We start from the raw sequence: 23,126 nt of genomic DNA, 5'->3' as shown, positions 1-23,126 counted from the left end.
CCGCGCTGTCAGCGATCGTAACCCCCCGGGGTAAACGCGCGGCAATCCCCGCGCATACTCCGAGTACGGCCCCCCGCCTCGATCCCGGGCCGCCTTCGCAGGGTACCCGCCCTCCCTGGGGAGTTGACAGGTCACGGAGGCTAAAGAGCCTCTCTCCCCGCACGGGCCACACCGGCCGCCGCCTTCTCCAGGTCCTCGGCGGCCTGGTTGATCTTCCGTGTGGTCTCACTCACTTGACGCCCGAGACGCTGCGCCTCGACGAACACCTTGATCGCCAGTACGCCGAGAACGGCCAGACCCAAGAAGCCCGCCGCGATCGCGAGCATCGCCCAGAACATGTGCCGAGCCTAGACGGTCGAGTGCAGGCGCAGCGTCCGCACCCCACCACCGGTGAGGAGTTCGACGATGCGCTCGCCCGCGGGCTTGCGCACCGCGGCCCCGCACTCGGGGCAGGTGAAGGAGTAGAAGGTCGTACGGCGGCTGGCGCCGATCGCCAGGCGCAGCGCCCCCGCGGAGAGCTCGAAGCGGGCACGGCAGTCGGGGCAGGCGGCGGTGAAGAAGACAGGGGTGGCGGGCCTGGGCTGCGCCGGAACTCCCGGCAATCCGGACATGGTCGGTGTGCTCAACGCCCTTGCTCCTGCCCGTCGTGCGGCTCGTAGTCCCTCTCGTACGCCTCAAGAGCCTCGCGCGCCGCCTGCCGCGCGCTGTCGGCGAGCTGCGCGGGAGAGACGATCCGCCCGTCCCCGCCGAGCCGCAGCGCGAGGCGGCGCAGCGAGGCCGGGTCGGGGGTGCGCAGCGTGATCCGCAGGCCGCCGTCGGGCAGCTCGTCGGCGCTGTCGTGCGGGTAGTACTCGGCGACCCAGCGCCCGCCCGGCCCGACCTCCACGACGACCTCGGGGTCCTCGGCGGCGGGCTGCACGAGTCCTTCGGAGAGGTCGCGCAGCTCGACCTCGGGCGGCGCGGAGGGCTCGTCGAGGATCTTGATCTCGGCGACCCGGTCGAGCCGGAAGGTGCGGCGCGCCTCGGAGCGGCGGCACCACGCCTCCACATAGGTGTGGCCGACGCTCACCAGGCGGATCGGGTCGATCTCGCGCTCGCTGAGCTCGTCGCGGGCGGGCGAGTAGTAGCGGATCCAGAGCCTGCGCCGCTCGGAGATCGCCCGGTCGACGTCGGCGAAGACGCCGCCCTCGGACTCGAAGGTGACCGAAAGACGCGAGCTGGCGCCCGCCGCCTCACCGGCCGCGGTCTCCAGCTTCGCGGTGGCGCGCAGCAGCGCGAGCCGGTCGCTCTCGCGCAGGCCGGGCAGCGTGGCCACCGCGCGGGCGGCCACGAGCAGCGCGGTCGCCTCGTCGGCGGCCAGCCGCAGCGGCGCCGCGACGTCGTCGGGGTTGTGCCACCAGATGCGGTCGCCGTCGGTGTCGATGTCGAGCAGGTCGCCGCCGCGGAAGCTGGTCCCGCACAGCGGCAGTACGTCGAGGTCGGAGATCAGCTCGTCCGGGGTGATGCCGAAGGCGCGGGCGACGTCCCCGACGTGGGCGCCGGGGCGCTCGCGCAGATAGGTCACCAGGGACAGCATCCGCCGGGTCTGGTCGATGGCGTTCGAGGCCATGGTCTTTCCGTTCCCCCTCAGCCCTTGGCCACGGCGCGCAGCCGGTCCACGACGTCGGCCCGCAGCTCGGCGGGCTCCAGGACCACCACGTCGGGCCCGAACTCCACCAGCCAGGCATCGAGCCCATGGCCGTACGGAATCTCCAACTCGTCCCACCCGTCGCCCAGTTCCCGCACCGAGCCCGCCTTGGCCCGCAGCGGATACCCGGCACCCGTACGCAGCCGGATCAGGGCGGTGCGGTCGGCGGTCTCGCCCGCCCAGCTCGCGACGGTCTCGCGCACCGTGACGACGTCCGGGACGTCGGCGGTGTACTTGCCCGCGCGGGCGCGCACCTTGCCGGTGATCCGGGAGAGCCGGAAGACCCGCTCGGCGCCCCGGTCGCGGTCCCAGCCCGCGAGGTACCAGTGGCCGCGCCAGCATTCGAGCGCCCAGGGCTCGACATGGCGCTGCTCGGGGCGCGCCGCGGTGGCCTTGCGGTAGTCGAACACGACGGGGCGGCGGTCGCGGCAGGCCAGCATCAGCGGCTCGAAGGACGCGTCGTGCGCGGGGATGCGCGGCTCAAGGGCGCCGTGCGCCTCGTACGGGTCGACGTCCTCGGGCAGCCCGGCCGCGCGCAGCTTCTGCAGGGCGCCACTGGCCGCTCCGGCGAGGCGGGCCTGCTGCCAGACCTTCGCGGCGAGGCCGAGGGCGGCGGCCTCCTCGGCATCGATGGTGATGGGCGGCAGACGGTTGCTGTCGCGCCGTGCGAGATAGCCGACGTCCCCGTCGAGGTTCTCCACGGTCTCGATGACCAGGCCGAGCTCGCGCAGATCGTCCTTGTCGCGCTCGAACATCCGGTTGAACGAGTCGTCGGAGCCCGCCGCTCGGCCGCCCGGCCCGAAGGCCTCGACATACGCCTCGATGGAATCGCGCAGTTCCCGCTTGCTGAGCGGCCGCCGGGTCCCGAGCAGGCACAGCGCCAGATTCATCAGCCGCTCGGCCTTGGCAATGGCCATCGACGCCCTTTCTCGGCCTTACAACAGACAGTGCTTCCGACCGATGACCGTACCGCCCCGGGGTGTCGTGGCAAAAGCCAAGGGTCCATGCCAGACAGGCATGGACCCTTGACGAACAGATCAGGTCACAGACGTCCTCAGACGGAGACCAGGTCGCAGACGAAGATCAGCGTCTCGCCCGGGGCGATGCGGCCGCCGCCGGCGCCGCGGTCGCCGTACGCCAGGTGGGCCGGGATGGTCAGCTCGCGCCGGCCACCGACCTTCATGCCCTGCACGCCCTGGTCCCAGCCGGAGATGACCTGGCCGGCGCCCAGCTGGAACTCCAGCGGGTTGCCGCGGTTCCAGCTGGCGTCGAACTCCTCGCCCGTGCTGAAGGCGACGCCCACGTAGTGGACCTTGACGAAGTCGCCCGCCTTGGCGACCGCCCCGTCACCCTCCCAGATGTCCTTGATCTGCAGATCGGCCGGCGGCTCGCCGACGGGGAAGTCGACCTCGGGCTTGTCAATGCTCACGAAAATGCTCCTGCTTGATACGAAAGGTCAGCTCGGACAGTCTTGCATCCCCGGAGCGTCACATCTTCGCGAGGATGTCCACGGAGAAGACCAGCGTGGAGTCCTTCTTGATGGAGCTGCCCTGCGGCGGCTGGTCGCCGTACCCCAGCTCCGGCGGGATCACGATGAGGACGCGGCTGCCGACCTTCTTGCCGGTCAGGCCCTGCGCCCAGCCCTTGACGACCTGCGCCAGCTGGAACGAGGCGAGCTGCTTGCGCTTGTACGAGGAGTCGAACTCCTTGCCGTCCGCCCAGAGCACACCCTCGTACTGGCACAGGAGGCTGTCGGTCTCCTTCACCTCGTCGCCGTCGCCCTCCAGGATGTACGAGGCGACGAGCTTCTTCGGGGCGTCGGTCTTCGGGACGTCGATCGAGGGGGCCTTGCCGTCGGTGTTCGTACCGACCTTGGGCAGGTCCTTGTTCGACTGCGCGACCTCCTTGCCCTTCGCCGAGCTCTTGTCGTTGAAGGTGCTCACGAGGTCGACGACGAACACGAGGGTGTCCGTGCCCTTGATGCCCGCCTGCTTGTTGCCCTCCTCGCCGTACCCCATCTTCGGGGGGATGGCGAGCTCCACGCGGCTGTCCAGCTTCTTGCCGACCAGGGCCTGGTCCCAGCCGGGGATGACCTGGCCGACGCCGATCGGGAAGACCGTGGGGTTGCCGCGGTCGTAGGAGTTGTCGAAGACCTTGGCCGTGGCCCAGATCTGGCCGAGGTAATTGGCCTGCAGGTAGTCGCCCTTGACGACCTCCTTGCCCTTGCCCTCGATCAGGGTCTTGACGGCGAGGTCGGAGGACGGCTTGCCGGGACCCTTGGCAACGGTCGGCTTCTGGCCGAACTTGGTGCCCTTGGTGATCTCGGGCAGCGGTCCGTCCACGATCTTCGCCGTCGGCGGGGCCGACGCGGAGTTGGTCGGGCTGTCGCTGGGCTTGGACTTGGCCTTGTCGGCCTTGTCGTCACCACAGCCTGCCAGCGTGAGCAGGCCGGCCGGGACGGCAAGGAGCAGGGAACGTCGGCGCACGGTGGGGGCCTCGTATCGGTCGATCTTGTGGGTTGGCGTGCGCGCAACTCTACGGCGTGAGAAGGGCGCCGTACGAGGAACGTACGGCGCCCGCGTTGCGTTCCCGCAACACCACTCGTTTCACCGGTCCCACAGCGGCTCACATACCGGCGATGAGTTTCTCCACGCGGTCGTCGACCGACCGGAAGGGGTCCTTGCACAACACGGTGCGCTGTGCCTGGTCATTGAGCTTGAGGTGCACCCAGTCGACCGTGAAGTCACGGCGCTGCTCCTGGGCGCGTCGGATGAAGTCGCCGCGCAGCCGCGCGCGAGTGGTCTGCGGCGGCACCGACTTGCCCTCGAAGATCTTCAAGTCGTTGCAGATGCGGGTGGCTTGGCCCTTCTTCTCCAGGAGGTAGTAGAGCCCGCGGCGACGGTGGATGTCGTGGTAGGCGAGGTCTATCTGGGCGACCCGGGGGTGCGACATGGTCATGTTGTTCTTGGCGCGGTACCGCTCGATGAGCTTGTACTTCATCACCCAGTCGATCTCGGTGCCGATCCGGTCGAGGTCCTCGGCCTCGATCGCGTCGAGCGTGCGGCCCCACAGCTCCAGGACCTGCTCGACGGTGCCGGTGCGGATGCCCCGGCGGTCGACGAAGTCCACGGCCTTCTCGTAGTACTCGCGCTGGACTTCGAGGGCGGAGGCCTCGCGGCCGCTGGCCAGGCGCACCTTGCGGCGGCCCGTGATGTCGTGGCTGACCTCGCGGATGGCCCGGATCGGGTTCTCCAGGGTGAGGTCGCGCATGACCGTGCCCGCCTCGATCATGCGCAGGACGAGGTCGGTGGCGCCGACCTTGAGGAGCATGGTCGTCTCGGACATGTTCGAGTCGCCGACGATGACATGGAGCCTGCGGTAGCGCTCGGCGTCGGCGTGCGGTTCGTCGCGGGTGTTGATGATCGGCCGGGAGCGCGTCGTCGCCGAGGACACGCCCTCCCAGATGTGCTCGGCACGCTGACTGACGCAGTACACGGCACCGCGCGGAGTCTGCAGCACCTTGCCTGCGCCGCACAGCAGCTGCCGTGTGACGAGGAACGGAATGAGGATGTCCGCGAGCCGGGAGAACTCTCCGTGACGGGCCACCAGATAGTTCTCGTGGCAACCATAGGAGTTTCCCGCCGAGTCGGTGTTGTTCTTGAAGAGATAGACGTCGCCTGCGATTCCCTCCTCGTGCAGGCGGCGTTCGGCGTCGACGAGCAGGCCTTCCAGAATGCGCTCGCCTGCTTTGTCGTGGGTGACCAGCTCGGTCACGTTGTCACATTCCGGTGTTGCGTATTCCGGATGTGATCCCACGTCAAGATAGAGGCGGGCGCCGTTCCGCAGAAAGACGTTGCTGCTGCGGCCCCATGACACAACACGGCGGAAGAGGTAGCGCGCCACCTCGTCAGGCGACAGGCGGCGCTGTCCCCTGAACGTGCACGTGACGCCGTACTCGTTCTCCAGCCCGAAAATGCGGCGGTCCATGACTGAACATTACGCCTGATGCCCTGCACTGAAACCGGGTTCGACGGCACCGTTTCGATCATTTTCCGATGAACCCGCAACGACCCCCGAATCCACGGGGACGGCGAGCACCCGCGCCGTGCCGAGCAGCACGAGCAGCGCGGCCGCTCCGGCGAGCCCGGGGACGGCGAAGCCCCACACCGTCCCGCCCCACTCGACGACGGGTCCCGCGACGGCCGTTCCGAGGGAGGCCCCGACCGTGAAGGTGGTCACGAGCCAGGAGAACGCCTCGGTGACGGTGCCCCGCGGGGCGTGCCGGTCGACGATGATGAAGGAGCACGCGAGCGCGGGCGCGAGGAAGACTCCGGCGAGCGCGGCGAGCGCGCTCATGGCCGCCGGCCCCGGTGTCAGCGTCAACGGCCAGTAGCACAGGGCCAGCAGGGCGACCAGAATGCTCAGCCGCTTCTCCGGGACGCCGGTCCACTGCCGCGCCCCGTACAGCGAGCCGCCGATCAGGGCGCCGAGGCCGAGGGCCGCCATCATCCAGCCGTACACCCCGTCGCCGCCGTGGGCGTCCGCGTACGACACACCGGCCACGGTGATCGAGCCGAGGGCGATGCCGACGAAGAGGAACGCGCCCAGGATCGCGAGCAGTCCGGGCGAGCGCAGCGCGCCGAGCCAGTGTGCCTCGCGGGGCGCCGAGCGCCACGCGCGCGAGGGCGGTGACACCACTACGGAGAGGGCACCGAGCACACCCACGGCATTGACGACGAGCAGCGCCGCCTGCTCCGACCAGAGCGCGACGCAGCCGGTGACGAGCAGAGGTCCGACGGTGAACATGACTTCCTGCGCGATGGCGTCCATGGCGTACGCCGTGTGCACCTGCTCCTCCTTGCCGAGGACGCTGGGCCACAGAGCCCGCAGACCGCCCTCCAGGGGAGGTGTGAACAGTCCCGCGACGCCCACCGCGACATAGGCGAGGGCGAGCTGGTCGGGTCCGGTGAAGGCGAAGGCCGCCATGCCGAGGGCCGAGACGAGCGCGGCGGGCAGCTGCACGCGCGGCTGGCCGTGCAGGTCGACGAGGCGCCCGAGCAGCGGCTGGCCCACGGCGTTGGCCACGCCGTACACCGCGGCGAGCGCGCCGGCCAGGCTGTAGGTGCCGCCCTCGGCCCGGATGAACAGCACGATCGCGATCGCGGCCGTGGCATTGGGCAGCCGGCCCACCAGCGTCCCGGCGAGCAGCCGTGTCGCGTAGCGCGTCCGGAGGATCTCCGCGTATCCGGCAGCCATACTCTCCCGCCCCTCCCCCGCGCCGCCACGGCCGAGGTTTTACGTATAACGTCGAGCGTCATACGTACCATGTGCGCTGTCCGTGGGTCCACCCGATGTCACCTCGCGGGCACGACCTGGGAGGTGTCAGTGGCCGGGCCACAGCAGGAAACCGGGGCGCCGCGCCCCACGAGCCGCGACGTCGCGCGCGTGGCCGGGGTCTCCCAGGCCACGGTCTCCCTGGTGCTCGGCGACAAGTGGCGCGGCCGGGTGGCGGAGCCGACCGCCGAGCGGGTGCGGTCGGCCGCCCGGGAGCTGGGCTACCGCCCCAACCTCGCGGCCCGCAATCTGCGCCTGGGCAGGACCAGGACGGCGCTGCTCGTCGTCCCCGCGCTCACCAACGAGTTCTTCGCGCACGTCTACACCGGAGCCGCCCGCGTCGCCGCGCGGCACGGCTTCGGAGTGCTCCTGTACCCCTCCCCCGACGGCATCGGCCCCGCCCGCGACCCCTTCGACTCCGCGCGCGCCTCACTGGACGGCGTGCTCGCCTCCTCCATGGCGTCGGACGTCCTCGGCACCATCCGCGGCGACGAGCTGCCCCTGGTGATGCTCGACAGCGACCCGGCGGGGAGCCTGGGCGCGGCCACCGTCAACCTCGATCTGGCCGACGGCATGCGCCAGGTGACGGAGCATCTGCTGAGCCTCGGCCACCGCGACTTCCTGCATCTGGCGGCGGGCGTGGACTCCTGGACCTTCGACGTGCGCGCCGACGCCCTCGCCGCGGCCCTGAGCGGGACGGACACGGCCGTACGCAAGGTGGCTGCACCCATCAGCGTCGACGGCGCCCGCATCGCGGCAGAGGCCGCCCTGTCCGCCCCCGGCTCCCGCCCCACGGCGGTCATCTGCGACGACGACTTCCTCGCCGCGGGCGTCTGCAAGGCGGTGCGACGGCTCGGTCTGCGCGTCCCCGAGGACGTCTCGGTGACCGGTTTCGACGACCTGACCCTGGCGACCGCGGTGGAGCCGGAGCTGACGACCGTGCGTCTGCCCGCCGAGCGCTTCGGGGAGCGCGGCATGGAGACCCTGGTGGCCGTCCTCGAAGGCCGCACCCCGGAGGCCGCCCCGCTCCCCGTCGACCTGGTCGTCCGCGCCTCGACGGGCCCGGCCGCGCGCTAGCTCTCCCGTGCCCCGCGCACGCGAACGCCCCGCGTCCCGGCCGTCTGGCCGAAACGCGGGGCGCGTGAAGGTGTGGGCCGGAAGCCGGACTACTCGCCTTCGGTGCCGGACTCCGGCTCGGTGTCCGTGGCCGCGTCCGTCGCGCCGCCCTCTTCGAGGAGGCGGGACAGCTGGCGGCCCACGATCCGCTTGAACTTCCGCTGCTGCGGCCGCGTCCGGTCCAGGACCGCCACCTCGAGCCGCTCCGCGGGGATCTCCCGCTCGCTGCCGTTGGTGTCCCGGGACAGCGACTGCACCGCGAGCTTGAGCGCCTCGGCGAGCGTCATGCCGTCCTGATGGCGCTGATCGAGATAGGTGCTGATCTGTTCGGCATTACCACCGACCGCGACCGAACCGTGCTCGTCCACGATCGAACCGTCGTGCGGCAGGCGGTAGATCTGGTCGCCGTCCGGCGTGGCACCGACTTCGGCCACGACCAGCTCGACCTCGTACGGCTTCTCGGCATTGCTGGAGAAGATCGTGCCGAGCGTCTGGGCATAGACGTTGGCGAGGCCACGGGCCGTCACATCGTCACGGTCGTACGTGTATCCACGAAGGTCGGCGTAACGGACGCCGCCGATCCGAAGATTCTCGTACTCGTTGTACTTTCCGGCGGCCGCGAAGCCGATCCGGTCATAGATCTCGCTGAACTTGTGCAGCGCACGGGACGGGTTCTCGCCGACGAACACAATGCCGTCGGCATATTGCATCACGACAAGGCTTCGGCCGCGGGCGATGCCCTTGCGGGCGTATTCCGCCCGGTCGGCCATGGCCTGCTGGGGTGAGACATAGAACGGCGTCGACACCGGATCCGTCCCTTTCTGTCAAAAAACTTCAGTCAGTGGCGAATTCGGAGCGATCAGAGCAGCGCGGCCCGCGGGCCGTCGGGCTGTTCCAGACGCTTCTCCAGGATCGAGCGCGCGATCGCGGAGGACTCCTCCTCCGTCAGCCGCCGGAAGCCCTCGTCGGAGATGACGGTGACGATCGGATAGATCCGGCGGGCCACATCGGGGCCACCGGTCGCCGAGTCGTCGTCGGCCGCGTCGTACAGCGCCTGGACGACCAGCGTCGTCGCCTGCTCCTCCGTCAGACCGTCGTGGTAGAGCTTCTTCATCGCACCGCGCGCGAAGACCGAACCCGAACCGGTCGCCGCGAAGCCGTGCTCCTCGGAACGTCCGCCCGTGACGTCGTACGAGAAGATGCGCCCCTTCTCGCGGTCCACGTCGTACCCCGCGAAGAGCGGCACCACGGCGAGGCCCTGCATGGCCATGCCGAGGTTGCTGCGGATCATCGTGGACAGACGGTTCGCCTTGCCCTCCAAGGAGAGCGTGGCACCCTCCACCTTCTCGAAGTGCTCCAGCTCCAGCTGGAAGAGCTTGACCATCTCCACGGCCAGACCGGCCGTGCCCGCGATGCCCACGGCGGAGTACTCGTCGGCCGGGAACACCTTCTCGATGTCGCGCTGCGCGATGACATTGCCCATCGTCGCCCGCCGGTCACCGGCGAGCACCACGCCGCCGGGGAACGTCACGGCCACGATGGTGGTGCCGTGCGGAGCCTCGATCACGCCCTGGGTGGGCGGCAGCGTCCGCTTGCCCGGCAGCAGCTCCGGCTGGTGCTCGGACAGGAAGTCCATGAACGAGGACGAGCCGGGCGTCAGGAAGGCTGACGGCAGACGCCCGGTGCTACGAGGGTTGGCTTCCACGCGATTCCTTCCGGATTGGCGGCGGCCCGCCTCGATGGGTCGGACCGATCATTTGAACTGTGCACGGACCATACCCGTGCACCGGCCTGTCATCCGTCCCGGTGCCGACCGCCCGGGGACGGCCGGCATCGGAACGGTCAACAGGCTTTACTCTCCGCCCTTTTGGACGAAGGACCGCACGAAGTCCTCTGCGTTCTCCTCGAGGACGTCGTCGATCTCGTCCAGCACGGAGTCGACGTCGTCCGACAGCTTTTCCTGGCGCTCCTTGAGGTCCTCGGAACCCTGCGCGTCCTGCGCCTGCTCCTCGGTCTCCTCGGTGGAACGCGTCGCCTTCTGCTGTCCGCCGCCGGTGTCCTTGGTCGCCATATCCCTCACCCCGCTCGGTTGACGTACAAGATCAGACCCTACAAGCAGGGTCCGACATCGGCCCCGCACTTACCTCAACGTCCGGGGACCACCTCGATGATTCCCGGACGAGGAGCTTTTCAGCCCCCGGACAGCACCCGTACCAGGTCTTCGGCGGTACGGCAGCGGTCCAGAAGTTCCTTGACGTGGTTCCGCGTGCCGCGCAGGGGCTCCAGCGTGGGGACCCTTTGCAGCGAGTCGCGGCCCGGCAGGTCGAAGATGACCGAATCCCAGGAGGCCGCGGCCACGTCGTCCGCGTACTGCTCCAGGCAGCGCCCGCGGAAGTACGCGCGCGTGTCCTCCGGCGGCTTGCTCCTGGCCCGCTCGACGTCCGCCTCGTCGAGGAGCCGCTTCATCTTGCCCCGGGCCACCAGACGGTTGTACAGACCCTTCTCGGCCCGCACATCGGCGTACTGGAGGTCGACCAGGTGGAGCCGCGCGGCGTCCCAGTCGAGGCTGTCACGGCGGCGGTAGCCCTCCATGAGCTCCCTCTTGGCGACCCAGTCGAGCTCTCCGGAGAGGCTCATCGGGTCGCTCTCCAGACGGCCGAGCACGTCCTCCCAGCGGGCGAGCACGTCCTTGGTCTGCTCGTCCGCGTCCGCGCCGTAGCGCTCCTCGACGTACTTGCGGGCCAGCTCGAAGTACTCCATCTGCAGCTGGACAGCGGTGAGTGAGCGGCCGCTGCGGAGCGTGACGAGGTGCTTGAGCGTGGGGTCGTGCGAGACCTGGTGGAGGGTGCGCACCGGCTGGTCCACCGCCAGGTCCACCGCGATGAAGCCGTCCTCGATCATCGCGAGGACGAGCGAGGTCGTGCCCAGCTTGAGGTACGTCGAGATCTCGGAGAGGTTCGCGTCCCCGATGATCACGTGCAGCCTGCGGTACTTCTCGGCGTCGGAGTGCGGTTCGTCGCGGGTGTTGATGATGGGCCGCTTGAGCGTCGTCTCCAGGCCCACCTCGACCTCGAAGTAGTCCGCGCGCTGGCTCAGCTGGAAGCCGTGCTCGTGGCCGTCCTGGCCGATGCCGACGCGGCCCGCCCCGGTGACGACCTGCCGGGAGACGAAGAACGGCGTCAGGTGCCGCACGATGTCCGAGAAGGGGGTCTCCCGCTTCATCAGGTAGTTCTCGTGCGTGCCGTACGAGGCGCCCTTGTTGTCGGTGTTGTTCTTGTAGAGGTGGATCGGCTGGGCGCCGGGGAGCTGTGCCGCGCGCTCGGCGGCCTCGGCCATGATGCGTTCACCGGCCTTGTCCCACAGGACCGCGTCCCAGGGGTTGGTGATCTCCGGCGAGCTGTACTCGGGGTGTGCGTGGTCGACGTACAGGCGTGCGCCGTTGGTCAGGATGACGTTGGCGAGGCCGATGTCCTCGTCGGTCAGCTGGCTGGCGTCGGCGGCCTCGCGGGCGAGGTCAAAACCCCGCGCGTCCCGCAGCGGGTTCTCCTCCTCGAAGTCCCAGCGGGCGCGTCGCGCCCGGTGCATCGCCGCGGCATAGGCGTTGACGATCTGGGACGAGGTGAGCATGGCATTGGCGTTGGGGTGGCCGGGGACGGAGATGCCGTACTCCGTCTCGATGCCCATTACTCGCCGTACGGTCATGCGGCCCTCCTTGCCCGGCGGCGCTCCCGTTCGGGAACGGCGCTCAAGTACCGCTGGTTCTCCGGTGCGTGTGCGGTGCCCGTCCCCGCACTGCGCGACTCGGCGGTACCGAAGAGCCTAGAACGCCTTTGCGCTGGTGGGGAGATCATTGCTGTCATTGAAAAACAGACGGCTGCGGGTACCCGTGAAGGACACCCGCAGCCGCCCTGTGTTCTACAGGTACTGACCGGTGTTGGCCACCGTGTCGATGGAGCGTCCGGTGTCCGCGCCCTGCTTTCCGGTGACAAGGGTGCGGATGTACACGATCCGTTCGCCCTTCTTTCCGGAGATCCTGGCCCAGTCGTCCGGGTTGGTGGTGTTGGGCAGGTCCTCGTTCTCCTTGAACTCGTCGATGCAAGCCTGGAGGAGGTGAGCGACCCGGAGGCCCTTCTGGTTCGCCTCGAGGAAGGCCTTGATGGCCATCTTCTTGGCGCGGCCCACGATGTTCTCGATCATGGCGCCGGAGTTGAAGTCCTTGAAGTACAGGACTTCCTTGTCGCCGTTGGCGTACGTCACTTCGAGGAAGCGGTTCTCCTCGGACTCCGCGTACATCTGCTCGACGACGGACTGGATCATGCCGTGCACCGTGGCGCGCCGGTCGGCGCTGTGCTCGGCGAGGTCGTCCGCGTGCAGCGGGAGCCGCTCGGTGAGGTACTTGGCGAAGATGTCCTTCGCCGCCTCGGCGTCCGGGCGCTCGATCTTGATCTTCACATCGAGTCGTCCGGGCCGCAGGATCGCGGGGTCGATCATGTCCTCGCGGTTGGAGGCGCCGATGACGATGACGTTCTCCAGGCCTTCCACGCCGTCGATCTCGGCCAGCAGCTGCGGGACGATGGTGTTCTCCACGTCGGAGCTGACACCGGATCCACGGGTGCGGAAGAGGGACTCCATCTCGTCGAAGAAGACGATGACGGGGGTGCCCTCGCTCGCCTTCTCCCGCGCACGCTGGAAGACCAGGCGGATGTGCCGCTCGGTCTCGCCGACGTACTTGTTCAGGAGCTCGGGACCCTTGATGTTGAGGAAGTAGCTCTTCCCCGCGGGCTGCCCGGTCACCTCGGCGACCTTCTTGGCAAGGGAGTTGGCGACGGCCTTCGCGATCAGCGTCTTGCCGCAGCCGGGAGGCCCGTACAGCAGCACGCCCTTGGGCGGCCGCAGTTCGTGCTCCTTGAAGAGGTCGGGGTAGAGATACGGAAGCTCCACCGCGTCCCGGATCATCTCGATCTGGCCGCCGAGGCCGCCGATCTTCTCGTAACTGATGTCGGGGACTTCTTCGAGGACGAGTTCCTCGACCTCGCTCTTGGGAACGACCTCGTAGACATAGCCGGAGCGCGGTTCGAGCAGGAGGGCGTCGCCGGGGCGGATGGTGACGTCGAGGAGGGGTTCGGCGAGCCGCACCACCCGTTCTTCGTCGGTGTGTCCGACCACCAGGGCTCGATCGCCGTCCTCGAGGATCTCCTTGAGGGTGACGATGTCGCCGACGCTCTCGTACTCCATGGCCTCGACCACGTTGAGCGCTTCGTTGAGCATTACTTCCTGGCCGCGCTTGAGCTCTTCGAGCTCCACGCCCGGGCTGACGTTCACCCGGAGCTTGCGGCCCCCGGTGAAGATGTCCGCCGTGCCGTCCTCGTTCGCCACGAGGAAGACCCCGAAGCCGGCCGGTGGCTGTGCCAGCCGGTCGACCTCTTCCTTGAGGGCCACGATCTGGTCGCGGGCCTCGCGGAGCGTGTTGGCGAGCCGCTCGTTCTGCGCGGACACGCCGGCCAGGTTGGTCTGCAGCTCGACGATCCGCTCTTCGAGAATCCTCGTATGACGCGGAGAGTCGGCGAGCTTGCGTCGCAGGACGGCGATTTCCTGCTCGAGATAGGCAACCTGACCGGCAGGGTCTTCAGACCCTCGCCCGGGCCGGATGCCGCGGTTGATGTCGTCGTCGTGGGCTGCCACGGTCCTCACCTCCTCCAAGGGGAGCTGGACGCTTCCAGACCCTACCTGGGTGGGTGTCGATTGAAACCCCTAGATCACAAAGACGATGGGGGTGTGTCCGATCTTCACCCTTGCGCTCTCCCTCACGTCAGGGGAATACCCACCCAACAACATCGGAAAGCGGGCGGTTGTATCGTCGAAGTGTTCAACACCCGTCAGGGCTGGCCCGACTTGCACATGAAACGGGCCGCTCGGCGCAGCAAACGGCAGGAGAGATGACCGTGCGGCACGACGCCGAGACCGGCAGTGAGGGCCACGATCTGCTGGAGGTCTGGATCGACCAGGACCTCTGCACAGGAGACGGCATCTGTGCGCAGTACGCGCCCGAGGTCTTCGAGCTGGACATCGACGGACTGGCCTATGTGAAGAGCAGCGACGACGAACTGTTGCAGGCCCCCGGGGCCACAACGCCCGTGCCGCTGCCGCTCCTGCGGGATGTCGTGGACTCCGCGAAGGAGTGCCCGGGCGACTGCATTCACGTGCGCCGCGTTTCGGACAGCGTCGAGGTCTACGGGCCCGACGCGGAGTGAACCACCGCCCCCAGGGGCATCAGACGCTGCGCGCCTCCGCGGGGTTCGTGCGCGCGAACGTGCCGTCCTGCCAGCGCCATTGGGCCTCGTCCTCGCGGTCGGGGCAGCAGCGCGGCACGTCGGGCGAGGAGTAGCCGAGCAGGGTCGCCGTGATCGCGCCATCACGTACGGCGAAGTCGCTCACGTTGAGCCGGTCCTTCGGGTCGACCAGGGTGGCGACCACGCGGGGCTTGCCCGCCTCGGGCCTGGTGATCACATAGACCCCGTCGGGCGGGGTGCCCGAGCCTGCCTGGCAGTGCACCACGGCGACCGATTCCGGCCTGCCGTCCCCGTCGAGGTCCCCCGATGCCTTCTTCTTCACGACGGGCTTCACGGTGCCGCAGTCGAGGGGGAAGTCGACGGATGCGGGGTCGGGTGCCGGGGCTGGGCCCGCGGCGGCTCTGCTGTGCGGCTTCGAGCCGGACTGCGCGGCGTTCGCCGGGTCGGGCTGGAGGAAGGCCGAGCCCCCGATGACGGCGGCGAGCGCGGCCGCGGTGGCCAGCCAGTGGATGGGGCGCGTGGTGGTGTGTGCCAGTTCCGGGACGGCGGGGTGCTGCACGAGAGAAGTGTCTCCTGTGAGGGCTGTGCCGGTGGGGGAGGTGGCCAGCATCGTGCCATACCTCACAGTGAGGTGGAACACCGGGGTCCGGTGGGTCGGTTGATTCGTTTGGTACGCCGCTGGTGCCCTGTCAACGAAACGGCGCCGCCGCCGAGTTCCCTGGTCGGTCAGGGAACTCGGCGGCGGCGCCTGCTTTTTGGGGTGCCCGCGCGCGGGTCAGCGCGGCGAGCCGCCGTCGGCGTTCGGTCCCGAGTAGTCCTCGCCGTACGCGCCCTTGGCGGGGCGGCGGCGGCGCATGGGGGGCTCGACGCCGTCCGCGAGGCGGCGGGCGGTGAGCAGGAAGCCGGTGTGGCCGATCATGCGGTGGTCGGGACGGACCGCGAGGCCCTCGATGTGCCAGTTGCGGATCATCGACTCCCAGGCGGTCGGCTCGTTGAAGCCGCCGATCTCACGGATGGACTCGACGGTCCGCGCGAGCTGGGTGGTGGTCGCGACGTAGCAGCACAGGATGCCGCCGGGGACGAGCGCCTTGGAGACGACGTCCAGGCACTCCCAGGGGGCGAGCATGTCGAGGATGACGCGGTCGACCTCGGTGTCGCTGAGGTTGTCCTGGAGGTCGCCGACGGTGAGCTGCCAGGCGGGGTGCGGGCCGCCGAAGTAGCGCTCCACGTTCTGCTGGGCGATCTCGGCGAAGTCCTCGCGGCGCTCGTACGAGTGCAGCATTCCCTGGTCACCGATGGCGCGCAGCAGGAAGCTGCTGAGCGAGCCGGAGCCCACGCCCGCCTCCACGACGCGCGCGCCGGGGAAGATGTCGGCGAAGGCCAGGATCTGCCCCGCGTCCTTGGGGTAGACCACGGCGGCGCCGCGGGGCATGGACAGGACGTAGTCGGGGAGCAGGGGTCGCAGCGCCAGGTAGGCGACGTTTCCCGTGGTACGGACAACACTGCCCTCGGGAGCGCCGATCAGCTCGTCGTGGGGGAAGGAACCCTTGTGGGTGTGGAAGTTCTTCCCGGCCTCGAGCGTGAACGTGTAGTGGCGTCCCTTGGGGTCGGTGAGCTGGACCTGGTCCCCGACCTTGAAGGGCCCGCGACGGCGGGCGGCACCGGTCGGTTCGGACATGTGACCAGCCTACCGGCCGCGGCGGAGCCCGCAGACCACGGCCGTGCGGTGGCGGTGCTCAGCTGGGCCTCGCCATCGCCTTGACGAAGGCGCGCTCCACGTCCGCGGCGGACAGCACTCCGTAGATCTCACCGGACGCCTCGACGACGAGGTACTCCGTGGCGGGCGTGGCCCGCAGGGTGTCCAGGAGCTCCTCGCCCGCGAGCTCGGCGGAGATCCGCATGCCCTCGGTGATGTCCTGGGCGAGGCCGCTGACCGTGACCCAGGGACGGCGGTGCTCGGGCACGGAGACGATCGCGGCCTCCCGGACGACGGCCATGGGGTCGCCGTCGGGGTCGACCACGACGAGGGCACGGGCACCGGCGTCGTTGGCGCGGCGCAGCGCCTCGGAGAGAGGGGTGCCGCTCTCCACGGGGACCGCCCGACGGGTCAGGGTGCGGGCGCGCAGCTCGGGCAGGTGCTCGCGCAGGCGGGCCATGCGCAGGCTGTTTCCCGCGCCGGTCCAGATGATCGCGGCGAGGATCGCGGCGAGCAGGGCGTCGGTGACGGTGTCCATGCCGCCGATGTCCTGCGGCTCGCCACCGAGTGCGCCGGACTGGTTGAGCAGGGGCAGCCCGATCAGTACGGAGATGGCGAGGGCGCGGCCGACCCAGGCGGCGGCGACCGTGCCGCTCATCGGCTTGCCGGTGATCTTCCAGACGACGGCGCGCAGCATGCGGCCGCCGTCCAGGGGCAGGCCCGGCAGGAGGTTGAAGGCGGCCACGATGAGGTTGGAGATCATCAGGCCCGCGAGCAGGACGCCGGGGACGGTGCCGGGCTCGACGGCGCGCATGCCCGCGTAGAACACCCCGGCGAGCACGAGTGACAGGAGCGGTCCGACGAAGGCCAGGACGAACTCCCGTCCCGGGGTCTCCGACTCCTTCTCGATCTCCGAGACCCCGCCGAAGAACTGCAGCTGGATCCGGCGCACCGGCAGCTTGAAGCGCAGGGCCGCGACGGTGTGGGCCAGCTCGTGGACCAGCACGGAGGCGTAGAAGGCGACGGCGAAGAAGAGCGAGACGAGGTAGCGGGCGCCACCGAGCTCCGGCAGGACGCGGTCGAGCTGGCCGCCGAAGACCCACGTGATGAGGGCGGCGACGAGGAACCAGCTGGGCGCGACATACACGGGCACACCGAAGGGCCGCCCCATGAGCAGCCCGCCACCGGGCCCCCGCTGCGCCTTGGGCGGCTGCACCCCCTTACCGCCCACCGGGCCGTGGGCGGCCCGGGCGCGCCCGGCTCCGCTGTCCGCGTCGCCGGGAGGCGTCCCGGGGGGTGCGTCCTGCGGCGTGGCCTTGGTCAGGCGGTCGGCCGGACCCTGAGGATCCGCCGGGGCCTGGCCGTCGGCCGGAGCCTGGTCGTCGGGGGCCGGGGCGGTGGGCGCGTGGGGTTCCGGGGTCTCGGGGGTCAAGGCCTCGGGTGGAGGGGTGTTTCTGGGTGCGGGCGAGGGTGCGTCCGGGTCGGCGGGACGTGGTCCTGCCGTGTCGACCGGATGCGTCGGCTCCGCGGAGCCTTCTGTTCCGCTCGGCCGCAGGCCTTCGCCGCCGTCGGACCGCGGCCTGCCGCTCCCGCCGCTTTCGTCCACGATGTCCCCTCGTTCGAAGCGTCCCTCGCCCCGGTATGGCGCGGTTACCCGCACGATCATGCAGGGCGAGAGGGTCTGTCGTCGATGGTATGCGGCTGTTGTCAGTGGCGGGTCGTAGGGTCTGTCCTCATGGAAACCAGCACCGACGGTGCCGCGGCGGCCGTGCGCCCGGCATCCCTGTCGCCCTCGCGCGCGGGTGACTTCATGCAGTGCCCGCTGCTCTACCGGTTCCGGGTGATCGACAAGCTGCCCGAGAAGCCGAGCGAGGCGGCGACCCGGGGCACCCTGGTGCACGCGGTCCTCGAGCGGCTCTTCGACGCGCCCGCGAGCGAGCGCACCGCGCCGCGCGCCAAGTCGCTGATCCCCGGCCAGTGGGACCGGCTGCGCGAGGCGAAGCCGGAGCTGACCGAGCTGTTCGCGGACGACCCGGAGGGCGAGCGCATGGCGCGCTGGCTGACGGACGCCGAGAAGCTCGTCGAGCGCTGGTTCACCCTGGAGGACCCCACCCGCCTGGAGCCCGCCGAGCGCGAGCTGTTCGTGCAGGCCGAGCTGGAGTCGGGGCTCAAGCTGCGCGGCATCATCGACCGCGTGGACGTGGCCCCTTCGGGTGAGGTCCGCATCGTCGACTACAAGACGGGCAAGGCCCCGCGTCCGGAGTACGCGGAGGGCGCCCTGTTCCAGATGAAGTTCTACGCACTGGTGGTGTGGCGCCTCAAGGGCGTCGTGCCGCGCCGACTGCAGCTGGTCTATCTCGGCAGCGGCGACGTCATCACGTACGACCCGGTGGTGGCCGATCTGGAGCGCGTCGAGCGCAAGCTCCTTGCGCTCTGGGAGGCGATCGAGCTCGCCACGGAGACCGGCGACTGGCGACCGCGGCCGACCAAATTGTGCGGTTGGTGCGACCATCAGGCGGTTTGCCCGGAATTCGGGGGGACTCCCCCGCCGTATCCGCTTCCGGTGAGGGCGCCCGAGTCCATGGCGGGCGAGCAGGGCAGAATGGGCCCGGGCTAGCTGAAGGAGAGACACGTGGCGATCCGCGTCCTACTGGTCGACGACCAGCCGCTGTTGCGCACCGGGTTCCGGATGATTCTGGAGGCCGAGCAGGACATCGCGGTCGTCGGCGAGGCCGGAGACGGCCTGCAGGCTCTCGACCAGGTGCGGGCGCTGCAGCCCGATGTGGTCCTCATGGACATCCGCATGCCGCGGATGGACGGGGTCGAGGCGACCCGGCAGATCACCGGACCCGGCAGGGACGGTCCCGCGAAGGTCCTGGTGCTGACCACCTTCGACCTCGACGAGTACGTGGTGGAGGCCCTGCGCGCCGGAGCCAGCGGCTTCCTCCTGAAGGACGCCCCGGCGAACGAGCTGGTGCAGGCGATCCGCGTGGTCGCCGCGGGCGAGGCGATGCTCGCGCCGAGCATCACGCGCCGGCTGCTCGACAAGTACTCCGCGCATCTGCCGTCCGGCGACGAGCCGGTGCCGGACACCCTGCACACGCTCACCGAGCGCGAGGTCGAGGTCCTGAAGCTGGTGGCCCGCGGCCTGTCGAACGCCGAGATCGCGGCGGACCTCTTCGTGAGCGAGACGACCGTGAAGACCCATGTCGGGCATGTGCTCACCAAGTTGGGCCTGCGCGACCGGGTGCAGGCCGCGGTGTATGCGTACGAGAGCGGTCTGGTGCGCCCCGGCGCGCAGTAGTTCCGCGTTCCGCACGCGACGGAGTTCCGCACGCGACGGAGTTCCGCGTTCCACGCGCGAAGGGTGGCCGCCCCCGAGGGGACGGCCACCCTTTGTGCGTGTGTCGGCCGGTGCCTCAGCCCTTGCTGATCTCCCAGAATCGGAACACCGTCGACGCGTCCAGGCAGGACTCCAGGCCGTAGACGCTGTCGCGCACGACCGCGTACTGCTTGGCCTGCCAGACCGGCAGGACCGGCAGCTGGTCGGCCACGATGTCCTGCAGCTCGGCGTACTGCTTGTCGGTCTTGGTGCGGTCGCTCTCGGTCGCCGTGCCGGGGATGATCTTCCCGGTGATGTCGCGGTTCTCGAAGTGGTTGCCGAGGACGTTGCCCTTGCCGAAGAACGGCTGGGTGAAGTTGTCGGGGTCCGGGTAGTCCGGCACCCAGCCCTTCACGTACACGCCGTACTTGCCCGCCGCGATGTCCTTCTCGTACTGGTCGAACCCGACGGACTGCACGTCGGCCTCGAAGAGACCCGAGGCGTTGAGCTGCTTGGCGATGGCGCGCAGCTCCTGGTCCGTGGCCGGGCCGTAGCGCGAGGGCGTCGACCAGAGCGTGAGCTTGACCTTGCCCTCGATGCCGTCGCCACGCAGGGCGGACGCGGCCTTGGCACGCTGCGGACGGTCGCCGTAGGTGTCGAAGAACGCGGTGTTGTGACCGCCGATGCCCGCGGGGACGATCGAGTACAGCGGCGTGGCCGTGTCCTGGTAGACCTCCTTGACCAGGGCGTCCCGGTCGAGCAGGTACGCGATGGCCTTGCGCACGCCGAGCTTGCCCGCCACCGGGTCCTTCATGTTGAAGACCAGGTGCTGCACCTCGGCGCTGGTGCCCTCGACGATGTCGACGTCCTGCCCGGCCTTGGAGGTGTCGCGCTCGATGTCGGCGATGTCGGCCGCGGCGAGTCCTCGGTAGGCCAGGTCGACCTCGCCGTCCATCAGGGCCTTCTTCAGGCCCTTCTGGTCACCGTGGAAGAACTTGATGGCCACGCCGTCGTTCTTGGTCTTCGCGGTGCCCGTGTAGCCGGAGTTGACCGAGAAGGTCGCCTGCTCCTCGCCGAAGGAGTCGAGCTTGTACGGGCCGGAGCCGACGGCCTTGCCGTCCGTACGCAGCTTGTTCATGTCGTACTCGCGATGGTCCACGATCGAGCCCGCACCCGAGGCGATCTTGCTCGGGAAGGTCGCGTCGGGGTACTTCAGCTGGAAGACGACGGTCTTGGCGTCCGGAGTCTGCACCCGGTCCAGCATCGGGAACATGATCGCCGGGCCCGCGTCATCCTTGATGGCCCGCATGCGGTCGAAGGAGAACTTGACGTCCTTCGAGGTGAGCGCGTTGCCGTTGCTGAACTTCAGCCCGTCGCGCAGCTCGCACTTGAAGACCTTCGCCTCCGTGTCCGTGAAGCCGCACGACTTGGCGGCCTCCGGCTCCGGCTCCGTGGCGCCCTTGGGGAAGCTCAGGAGGGACTGGAAGACGTTGTTGAACAGGAGCCACGACCCGGGGTCGTAGCCGGCCGCGGGGTCGGTGGCCAGGACGTCGTCGGACATCCCCATCACGACCGCGTCGCCCGTGTCCCCCGCACCGCCCGACTCCGTGCCGCAGCCGGTCAGCAGGGCGGCGGCGAGTCCTCCGGTGAGCGGGAGGGCAAGCCACTGGTTACGACATTTCACGTACGTGCCTTTGTTGTTGTGGACGTTCGGTGGAACCGAGGGGGCGGAAGTCGGCCGCCCCCTCACGGGAACGTCAGCCGCTGACGCCGCGGCCGAGCTCCCACAGCTGGAGGTTCGACGACGAGTTGAGGGCCCACTCGACGCCCGTGATGTCGTCGCGCGCGGCGATGTACTGCTTGCCCTGCCAGAGCGGGAGCACCGGGACCTCGTCGGCGACGATGTCCTGGATCCTGCGGATGCTCTTGGAGGCGGCGAGCCGGTCGGCCTCGCGGCGCGAGGTGGGGATCAGCTGGTCGTTGATGGTGCGGTTGACGTACGGCGAGCCGAGGAAGTTGTCCTTGTCGAGGAACGGCGCGAGGAAGTTGTCGGCGTCCGGGAAGTCGGGGAACCAGCCCATGCCGTACACCGCGTACTTGCCGTCGCGCTCGGCCGCGCGGAAGGTGCTCCACGGCACGCCCTTGATCGACACGTCGAACAGGCCGGAGTCGTTGAGCTGCTTCTGCAGGATCTCGAACTCCTTCTTGGTGGCCGGGCCGTAGTGGTCGGTGGTGTAGTGCAGCGTCAGCTTCACCGGGGTGGTGATGTTGGCCTTCTCCAGCACGCTGCGGGCCTTGGCCGGGCTGGGGTTGCCGTACTTGTTGAAGAACGAGTTGGCGTGGCCGGTGATGGTGGTCGGCACCAGGGAGAAGAGCGGGTCGGCCGTCGAGCCGTACACCTGGGAGGCCAGCGCGCCGCGGTCGACGATCTGCGCCATGGCCTGGCGGACGGCCTTGTTCTTGGCCGTCGGGGCGTCGGTGTTGAAGGCGAGGTAGCGGATCTCCAGACCCTGCATCTCGACCAGGTCGATCTTCTTGTCCGGGTCCGTGTCGAGCTGCTTGACCTGCTGGGGCGACATGGTGCGCGTCATCAGGTCGATGTCGCCGTCCTTGAGCGCCGCGCCCATGGCGTCGGTGTCCGCGAAGTTGCGCAGCTCAACCTTGTCGCTCTGCGGCTTGAACTGCCCCTTGTACTCGGGGTTCTTGGTGAACACCGTCTTGACCAGGCGGTCACCCTTGACCTCCGGCTTGGCCGTGTACGGGCCGGAGCCCGACACCTCGAAGCCGTCGCGCAGCTTGTTCTTGCTGTAGTGGTCCTTGCTGATGATGCCGGCGGTGGGCGTGGCCAGCTTGTACGGGAACGTCGCGTCGGGGGTCTTGAGGTGGAAGACGACCTCGCGGTCGCCCTGCGTCTCGATCTCCTCCACGTTCGACACCAGACCGTCCGAACCGCTGGGGTCCTTGATCTTGATGTCACGGACCCGCTCGATGGAGAACTTCACATCGGCGGCCGTCAGCGACGAACCGTCGGAGAACTTCAGCCCCTTGCGCAGGGTGCAGGCGTAGCGCTCGTTGCCCGTGTCGGTGAAGCCGCACTGCTCGGCGGCCTCGGGCTGCGGCTCACCGTCGCCGCGCGGCAGGGCCATCAGCGTCTGCACGGTCTGGCGCAGGATGTTCCAGGAGCCGGCGTCGTAGGCGTACGCCGGGTCGAAGGGCGCCGGGACCTCCTTCGAGATGGCGAACGCGTCCGTGGTGCCGACAGTGATCGCGTCATCGCCGTCTCCGCTGCCCGAACCACCGCACGCGGCGAGCGCGGGGGCGAGCAGACCTATGACAGCCGGCAGCACCAAAATCTTGCGGTTCATGCTCGACGTTCTCCAGAGCTCTTGAATCCCGTGAATCCCGCAACGCGGGGTGAGGGTTGATGGGGCACGGGGGGTGGGGCGATGTTCTCGCGACGAGATTAGTCCGCACCAGTCGGGCGCCGGAGAGGGTGGGACCCGGTCGCCAATCACGCTGCGAAACCGGGCGCGGACGCACCGATAACCCAACAGTGGAAGGTTTCGTGCACGCTCCCATCAATCGGGACACAACGTCACGCCCCCACACCCCCCAAGAGGGGTCAGGGCACACACGGGCCCCACTGTCGACCCCACTTGAAGTGGGAAACGTCACACCTTC

General features: G+C 69.2%; 22 protein-coding genes. 4 read left to right on the top strand and 18 right to left on the bottom strand.

Going from position 1 to position 23,126, the window contains the following annotated elements:
* Positions 1–140 precede the first annotated feature (140 nt).
* From ACFWZ2_RS12040 to ACFWZ2_RS12005, 8 genes are all read right to left on the bottom strand, one after another.
* The gene (locus tag ACFWZ2_RS12040; protein ID WP_384544948.1) at positions 141–338 is read right to left on the bottom strand and encodes a hypothetical protein; all 198 of its coding nucleotides are present in this window, start codon (positions 336–338) and stop codon (positions 141–143) included.
* Positions 339–347: 9 nt separating this feature from the next.
* Positions 348–611 carry a hypothetical protein gene (locus tag ACFWZ2_RS12035; protein WP_384545051.1) on the bottom strand — a complete coding sequence of 88 codons (264 nt, stop codon included), beginning with the start codon at positions 609–611 and terminating at the stop codon, positions 348–350.
* Positions 612–622: 11 nt separating this feature from the next.
* Complete coding sequence (locus ACFWZ2_RS12030) at positions 623–1,609, bottom strand: helix-turn-helix transcriptional regulator (protein ID WP_384544947.1); 987 nt, start codon at positions 1,607–1,609, stop codon at positions 623–625.
* A 17-nt stretch (positions 1,610–1,626) separates the two neighbouring features.
* Positions 1,627–2,604 (bottom strand): helix-turn-helix transcriptional regulator, encoded by a 978-nt coding sequence (locus ACFWZ2_RS12025; RefSeq protein ID WP_384544946.1) that lies wholly within the window; start codon positions 2,602–2,604, stop codon positions 1,627–1,629.
* A 137-nt stretch (positions 2,605–2,741) separates the two neighbouring features.
* Complete coding sequence (locus tag ACFWZ2_RS12020; protein WP_055567247.1) at positions 2,742–3,116, bottom strand: FKBP-type peptidyl-prolyl cis-trans isomerase; 375 nt, start codon at positions 3,114–3,116, stop codon at positions 2,742–2,744.
* 58 nt (positions 3,117–3,174) lie between these two features.
* Positions 3,175–4,173 carry an FKBP-type peptidyl-prolyl cis-trans isomerase gene (locus ACFWZ2_RS12015; RefSeq protein WP_384544945.1) on the bottom strand — a complete coding sequence of 333 codons (999 nt, stop codon included), beginning with the start codon at positions 4,171–4,173 and terminating at the stop codon, positions 3,175–3,177.
* Between the two features lie 139 nt (positions 4,174–4,312).
* On the bottom strand, positions 4,313–5,674 hold the full coding sequence (pafA, locus tag ACFWZ2_RS12010) for a Pup--protein ligase (RefSeq protein WP_384544944.1): 1,362 nt from the start codon (positions 5,672–5,674) through the stop codon (positions 4,313–4,315).
* A gap of 9 nt (positions 5,675–5,683) precedes the next feature.
* Complete coding sequence (locus tag ACFWZ2_RS12005; RefSeq protein ID WP_384544943.1) at positions 5,684–6,943, bottom strand: MFS transporter; 1,260 nt, start codon at positions 6,941–6,943, stop codon at positions 5,684–5,686.
* A 129-nt stretch (positions 6,944–7,072) separates the two neighbouring features.
* On the opposite strand from ACFWZ2_RS12005, the gene ACFWZ2_RS12000 reads away from it, so the two are divergent.
* Positions 7,073–8,098, top strand: a complete 1,026-nt coding sequence (locus tag ACFWZ2_RS12000) for a LacI family DNA-binding transcriptional regulator (RefSeq protein WP_384544942.1) — start codon at positions 7,073–7,075, stop codon at positions 8,096–8,098.
* An 89-nt stretch (positions 8,099–8,187) separates the two neighbouring features.
* Here the strand turns inward: ACFWZ2_RS12000 and prcA are convergent, their stop codons facing one another.
* From prcA to arc, 5 genes are all read right to left on the bottom strand, one after another.
* Positions 8,188–8,943: a proteasome subunit alpha gene (gene prcA / locus ACFWZ2_RS11995; RefSeq protein ID WP_384544941.1), complete on the bottom strand. Its 756-nt coding sequence runs from the start codon at positions 8,941–8,943 to the stop codon at positions 8,188–8,190.
* 53 nt (positions 8,944–8,996) lie between these two features.
* Entirely contained in the window at positions 8,997–9,842 is an 846-nt protein-coding gene (prcB, locus tag ACFWZ2_RS11990) for a proteasome subunit beta (RefSeq protein WP_384544940.1), read from the bottom strand.
* A gap of 147 nt (positions 9,843–9,989) precedes the next feature.
* Positions 9,990–10,208: a ubiquitin-like protein Pup gene (locus ACFWZ2_RS11985; protein WP_384544939.1), complete on the bottom strand. Its 219-nt coding sequence runs from the start codon at positions 10,206–10,208 to the stop codon at positions 9,990–9,992.
* 119 nt (positions 10,209–10,327) lie between these two features.
* Positions 10,328–11,839: a depupylase/deamidase Dop gene (gene dop, locus ACFWZ2_RS11980; RefSeq protein WP_384544938.1), complete on the bottom strand. Its 1,512-nt coding sequence runs from the start codon at positions 11,837–11,839 to the stop codon at positions 10,328–10,330.
* A gap of 213 nt (positions 11,840–12,052) precedes the next feature.
* Positions 12,053–13,819, bottom strand: a complete 1,767-nt coding sequence (gene arc / locus ACFWZ2_RS11975; RefSeq protein ID WP_384544937.1) for a proteasome ATPase — start codon at positions 13,817–13,819, stop codon at positions 12,053–12,055.
* Positions 13,820–14,073: 254 nt separating this feature from the next.
* Between arc and ACFWZ2_RS11970 the strand changes: the two genes are divergently transcribed.
* Positions 14,074–14,388: a ferredoxin gene (locus tag ACFWZ2_RS11970; protein ID WP_384544936.1), complete on the top strand. Its 315-nt coding sequence runs from the start codon at positions 14,074–14,076 to the stop codon at positions 14,386–14,388.
* A gap of 19 nt (positions 14,389–14,407) precedes the next feature.
* On the opposite strand, the gene ACFWZ2_RS11965 is transcribed toward ACFWZ2_RS11970, so the two are convergent.
* The 3 genes from ACFWZ2_RS11965 to ACFWZ2_RS11955 all read right to left on the bottom strand — a co-directional run bounded on the left by ACFWZ2_RS11965 (position 14,408) and on the right by ACFWZ2_RS11955 (position 17,729).
* A complete protein-coding gene (locus ACFWZ2_RS11965; RefSeq protein ID WP_384544935.1) occupies positions 14,408–14,986 on the bottom strand; it encodes a hypothetical protein in 579 nt (192 codons plus the stop codon).
* A gap of 216 nt (positions 14,987–15,202) precedes the next feature.
* Positions 15,203–16,105 (bottom strand): tRNA (adenine-N1)-methyltransferase, encoded by a 903-nt coding sequence (locus ACFWZ2_RS11960; RefSeq protein WP_384544934.1) that lies wholly within the window; start codon positions 16,103–16,105, stop codon positions 15,203–15,205.
* 58 nt (positions 16,106–16,163) lie between these two features.
* Entirely contained in the window at positions 16,164–17,729 is a 1,566-nt protein-coding gene (locus tag ACFWZ2_RS11955) for a site-2 protease family protein (protein ID WP_384544933.1), read from the bottom strand.
* A 129-nt stretch (positions 17,730–17,858) separates the two neighbouring features.
* Between ACFWZ2_RS11955 and ACFWZ2_RS11950 the strand changes: the two genes are divergently transcribed.
* Together ACFWZ2_RS11950 and ACFWZ2_RS11945 are read left to right on the top strand one after the other, a co-directional pair.
* Positions 17,859–18,740, top strand: coding sequence for a RecB family exonuclease (locus tag ACFWZ2_RS11950; RefSeq protein ID WP_384544932.1), 882 nt, complete (start codon positions 17,859–17,861; stop codon positions 18,738–18,740).
* A 15-nt stretch (positions 18,741–18,755) separates the two neighbouring features.
* A complete protein-coding gene (locus ACFWZ2_RS11945; protein ID WP_098241447.1) occupies positions 18,756–19,427 on the top strand; it encodes a response regulator transcription factor in 672 nt (223 codons plus the stop codon).
* A gap of 115 nt (positions 19,428–19,542) precedes the next feature.
* Here ACFWZ2_RS11945 and ACFWZ2_RS11940 read toward each other — a convergent pair whose 3' ends face one another.
* The gene (locus tag ACFWZ2_RS11940) at positions 19,543–21,129 is read right to left on the bottom strand and encodes an ABC transporter substrate-binding protein (RefSeq protein ID WP_384544931.1); all 1,587 of its coding nucleotides are present in this window, start codon (positions 21,127–21,129) and stop codon (positions 19,543–19,545) included.
* A 73-nt stretch (positions 21,130–21,202) separates the two neighbouring features.
* On the bottom strand, positions 21,203–22,810 hold the full coding sequence (locus ACFWZ2_RS11935) for an ABC transporter substrate-binding protein (RefSeq protein WP_384544930.1): 1,608 nt from the start codon (positions 22,808–22,810) through the stop codon (positions 21,203–21,205).
* Positions 22,811–23,126: the final 316 nt, after the last annotated feature.

Source organism: Streptomyces sp. NPDC059002 (genome assembly GCF_042740435.1).
Taxonomy (GTDB): domain Bacteria; phylum Actinomycetota; class Actinomycetes; order Streptomycetales; family Streptomycetaceae; genus Streptomyces.
Note: the sequence above shows the minus strand (reverse complement) of the source record. Positions and strands in the feature narration are given on the sequence as shown.

What these genes read in the sequence shown, in the direction of transcription:
- ACFWZ2_RS12040 (WP_384544948.1), bottom strand. Translation starts at nt 338, where the DNA reads ATGTTCTGGGCGATGCTCGCGATCGCGGCGGGCTTCTTGGGTCTGGCC.
- ACFWZ2_RS12035 (WP_384545051.1), bottom strand. Translation starts at nt 611, where the DNA reads ATGTCCGGATTGCCGGGAGTTCCGGCGCAGCCCAGGCCCGCCACCCCT.
- ACFWZ2_RS12030 (WP_384544947.1), bottom strand. Translation starts at nt 1,609, where the DNA reads ATGGCCTCGAACGCCATCGACCAGACCCGGCGGATGCTGTCCCTGGTG.
- ACFWZ2_RS12025 (WP_384544946.1), bottom strand. Translation starts at nt 2,604, where the DNA reads ATGGCCATTGCCAAGGCCGAGCGGCTGATGAATCTGGCGCTGTGCCTG.
- pafA (WP_384544944.1), bottom strand. Translation starts at nt 5,674, where the DNA reads ATGGACCGCCGCATTTTCGGGCTGGAGAACGAGTACGGCGTCACGTGC.
- ACFWZ2_RS12005 (WP_384544943.1), bottom strand. Translation starts at nt 6,943, where the DNA reads ATGGCTGCCGGATACGCGGAGATCCTCCGGACGCGCTACGCGACACGG.
- ACFWZ2_RS11985 (WP_384544939.1), bottom strand. Translation starts at nt 10,208, where the DNA reads ATGGCGACCAAGGACACCGGCGGCGGACAGCAGAAGGCGACGCGTTCC.
- dop (WP_384544938.1), bottom strand. Translation starts at nt 11,839, where the DNA reads ATGACCGTACGGCGAGTAATGGGCATCGAGACGGAGTACGGCATCTCC.
- ACFWZ2_RS11970 (WP_384544936.1), top strand. Translation starts at nt 14,074, where the DNA reads ATGACCGTGCGGCACGACGCCGAGACCGGCAGTGAGGGCCACGATCTG.
- ACFWZ2_RS11960 (WP_384544934.1), bottom strand. Translation starts at nt 16,105, where the DNA reads ATGTCCGAACCGACCGGTGCCGCCCGCCGTCGCGGGCCCTTCAAGGTC.
- ACFWZ2_RS11950 (WP_384544932.1), top strand. Translation starts at nt 17,859, where the DNA reads ATGGAAACCAGCACCGACGGTGCCGCGGCGGCCGTGCGCCCGGCATCC.
- ACFWZ2_RS11935 (WP_384544930.1), bottom strand. Translation starts at nt 22,810, where the DNA reads ATGAACCGCAAGATTTTGGTGCTGCCGGCTGTCATAGGTCTGCTCGCC.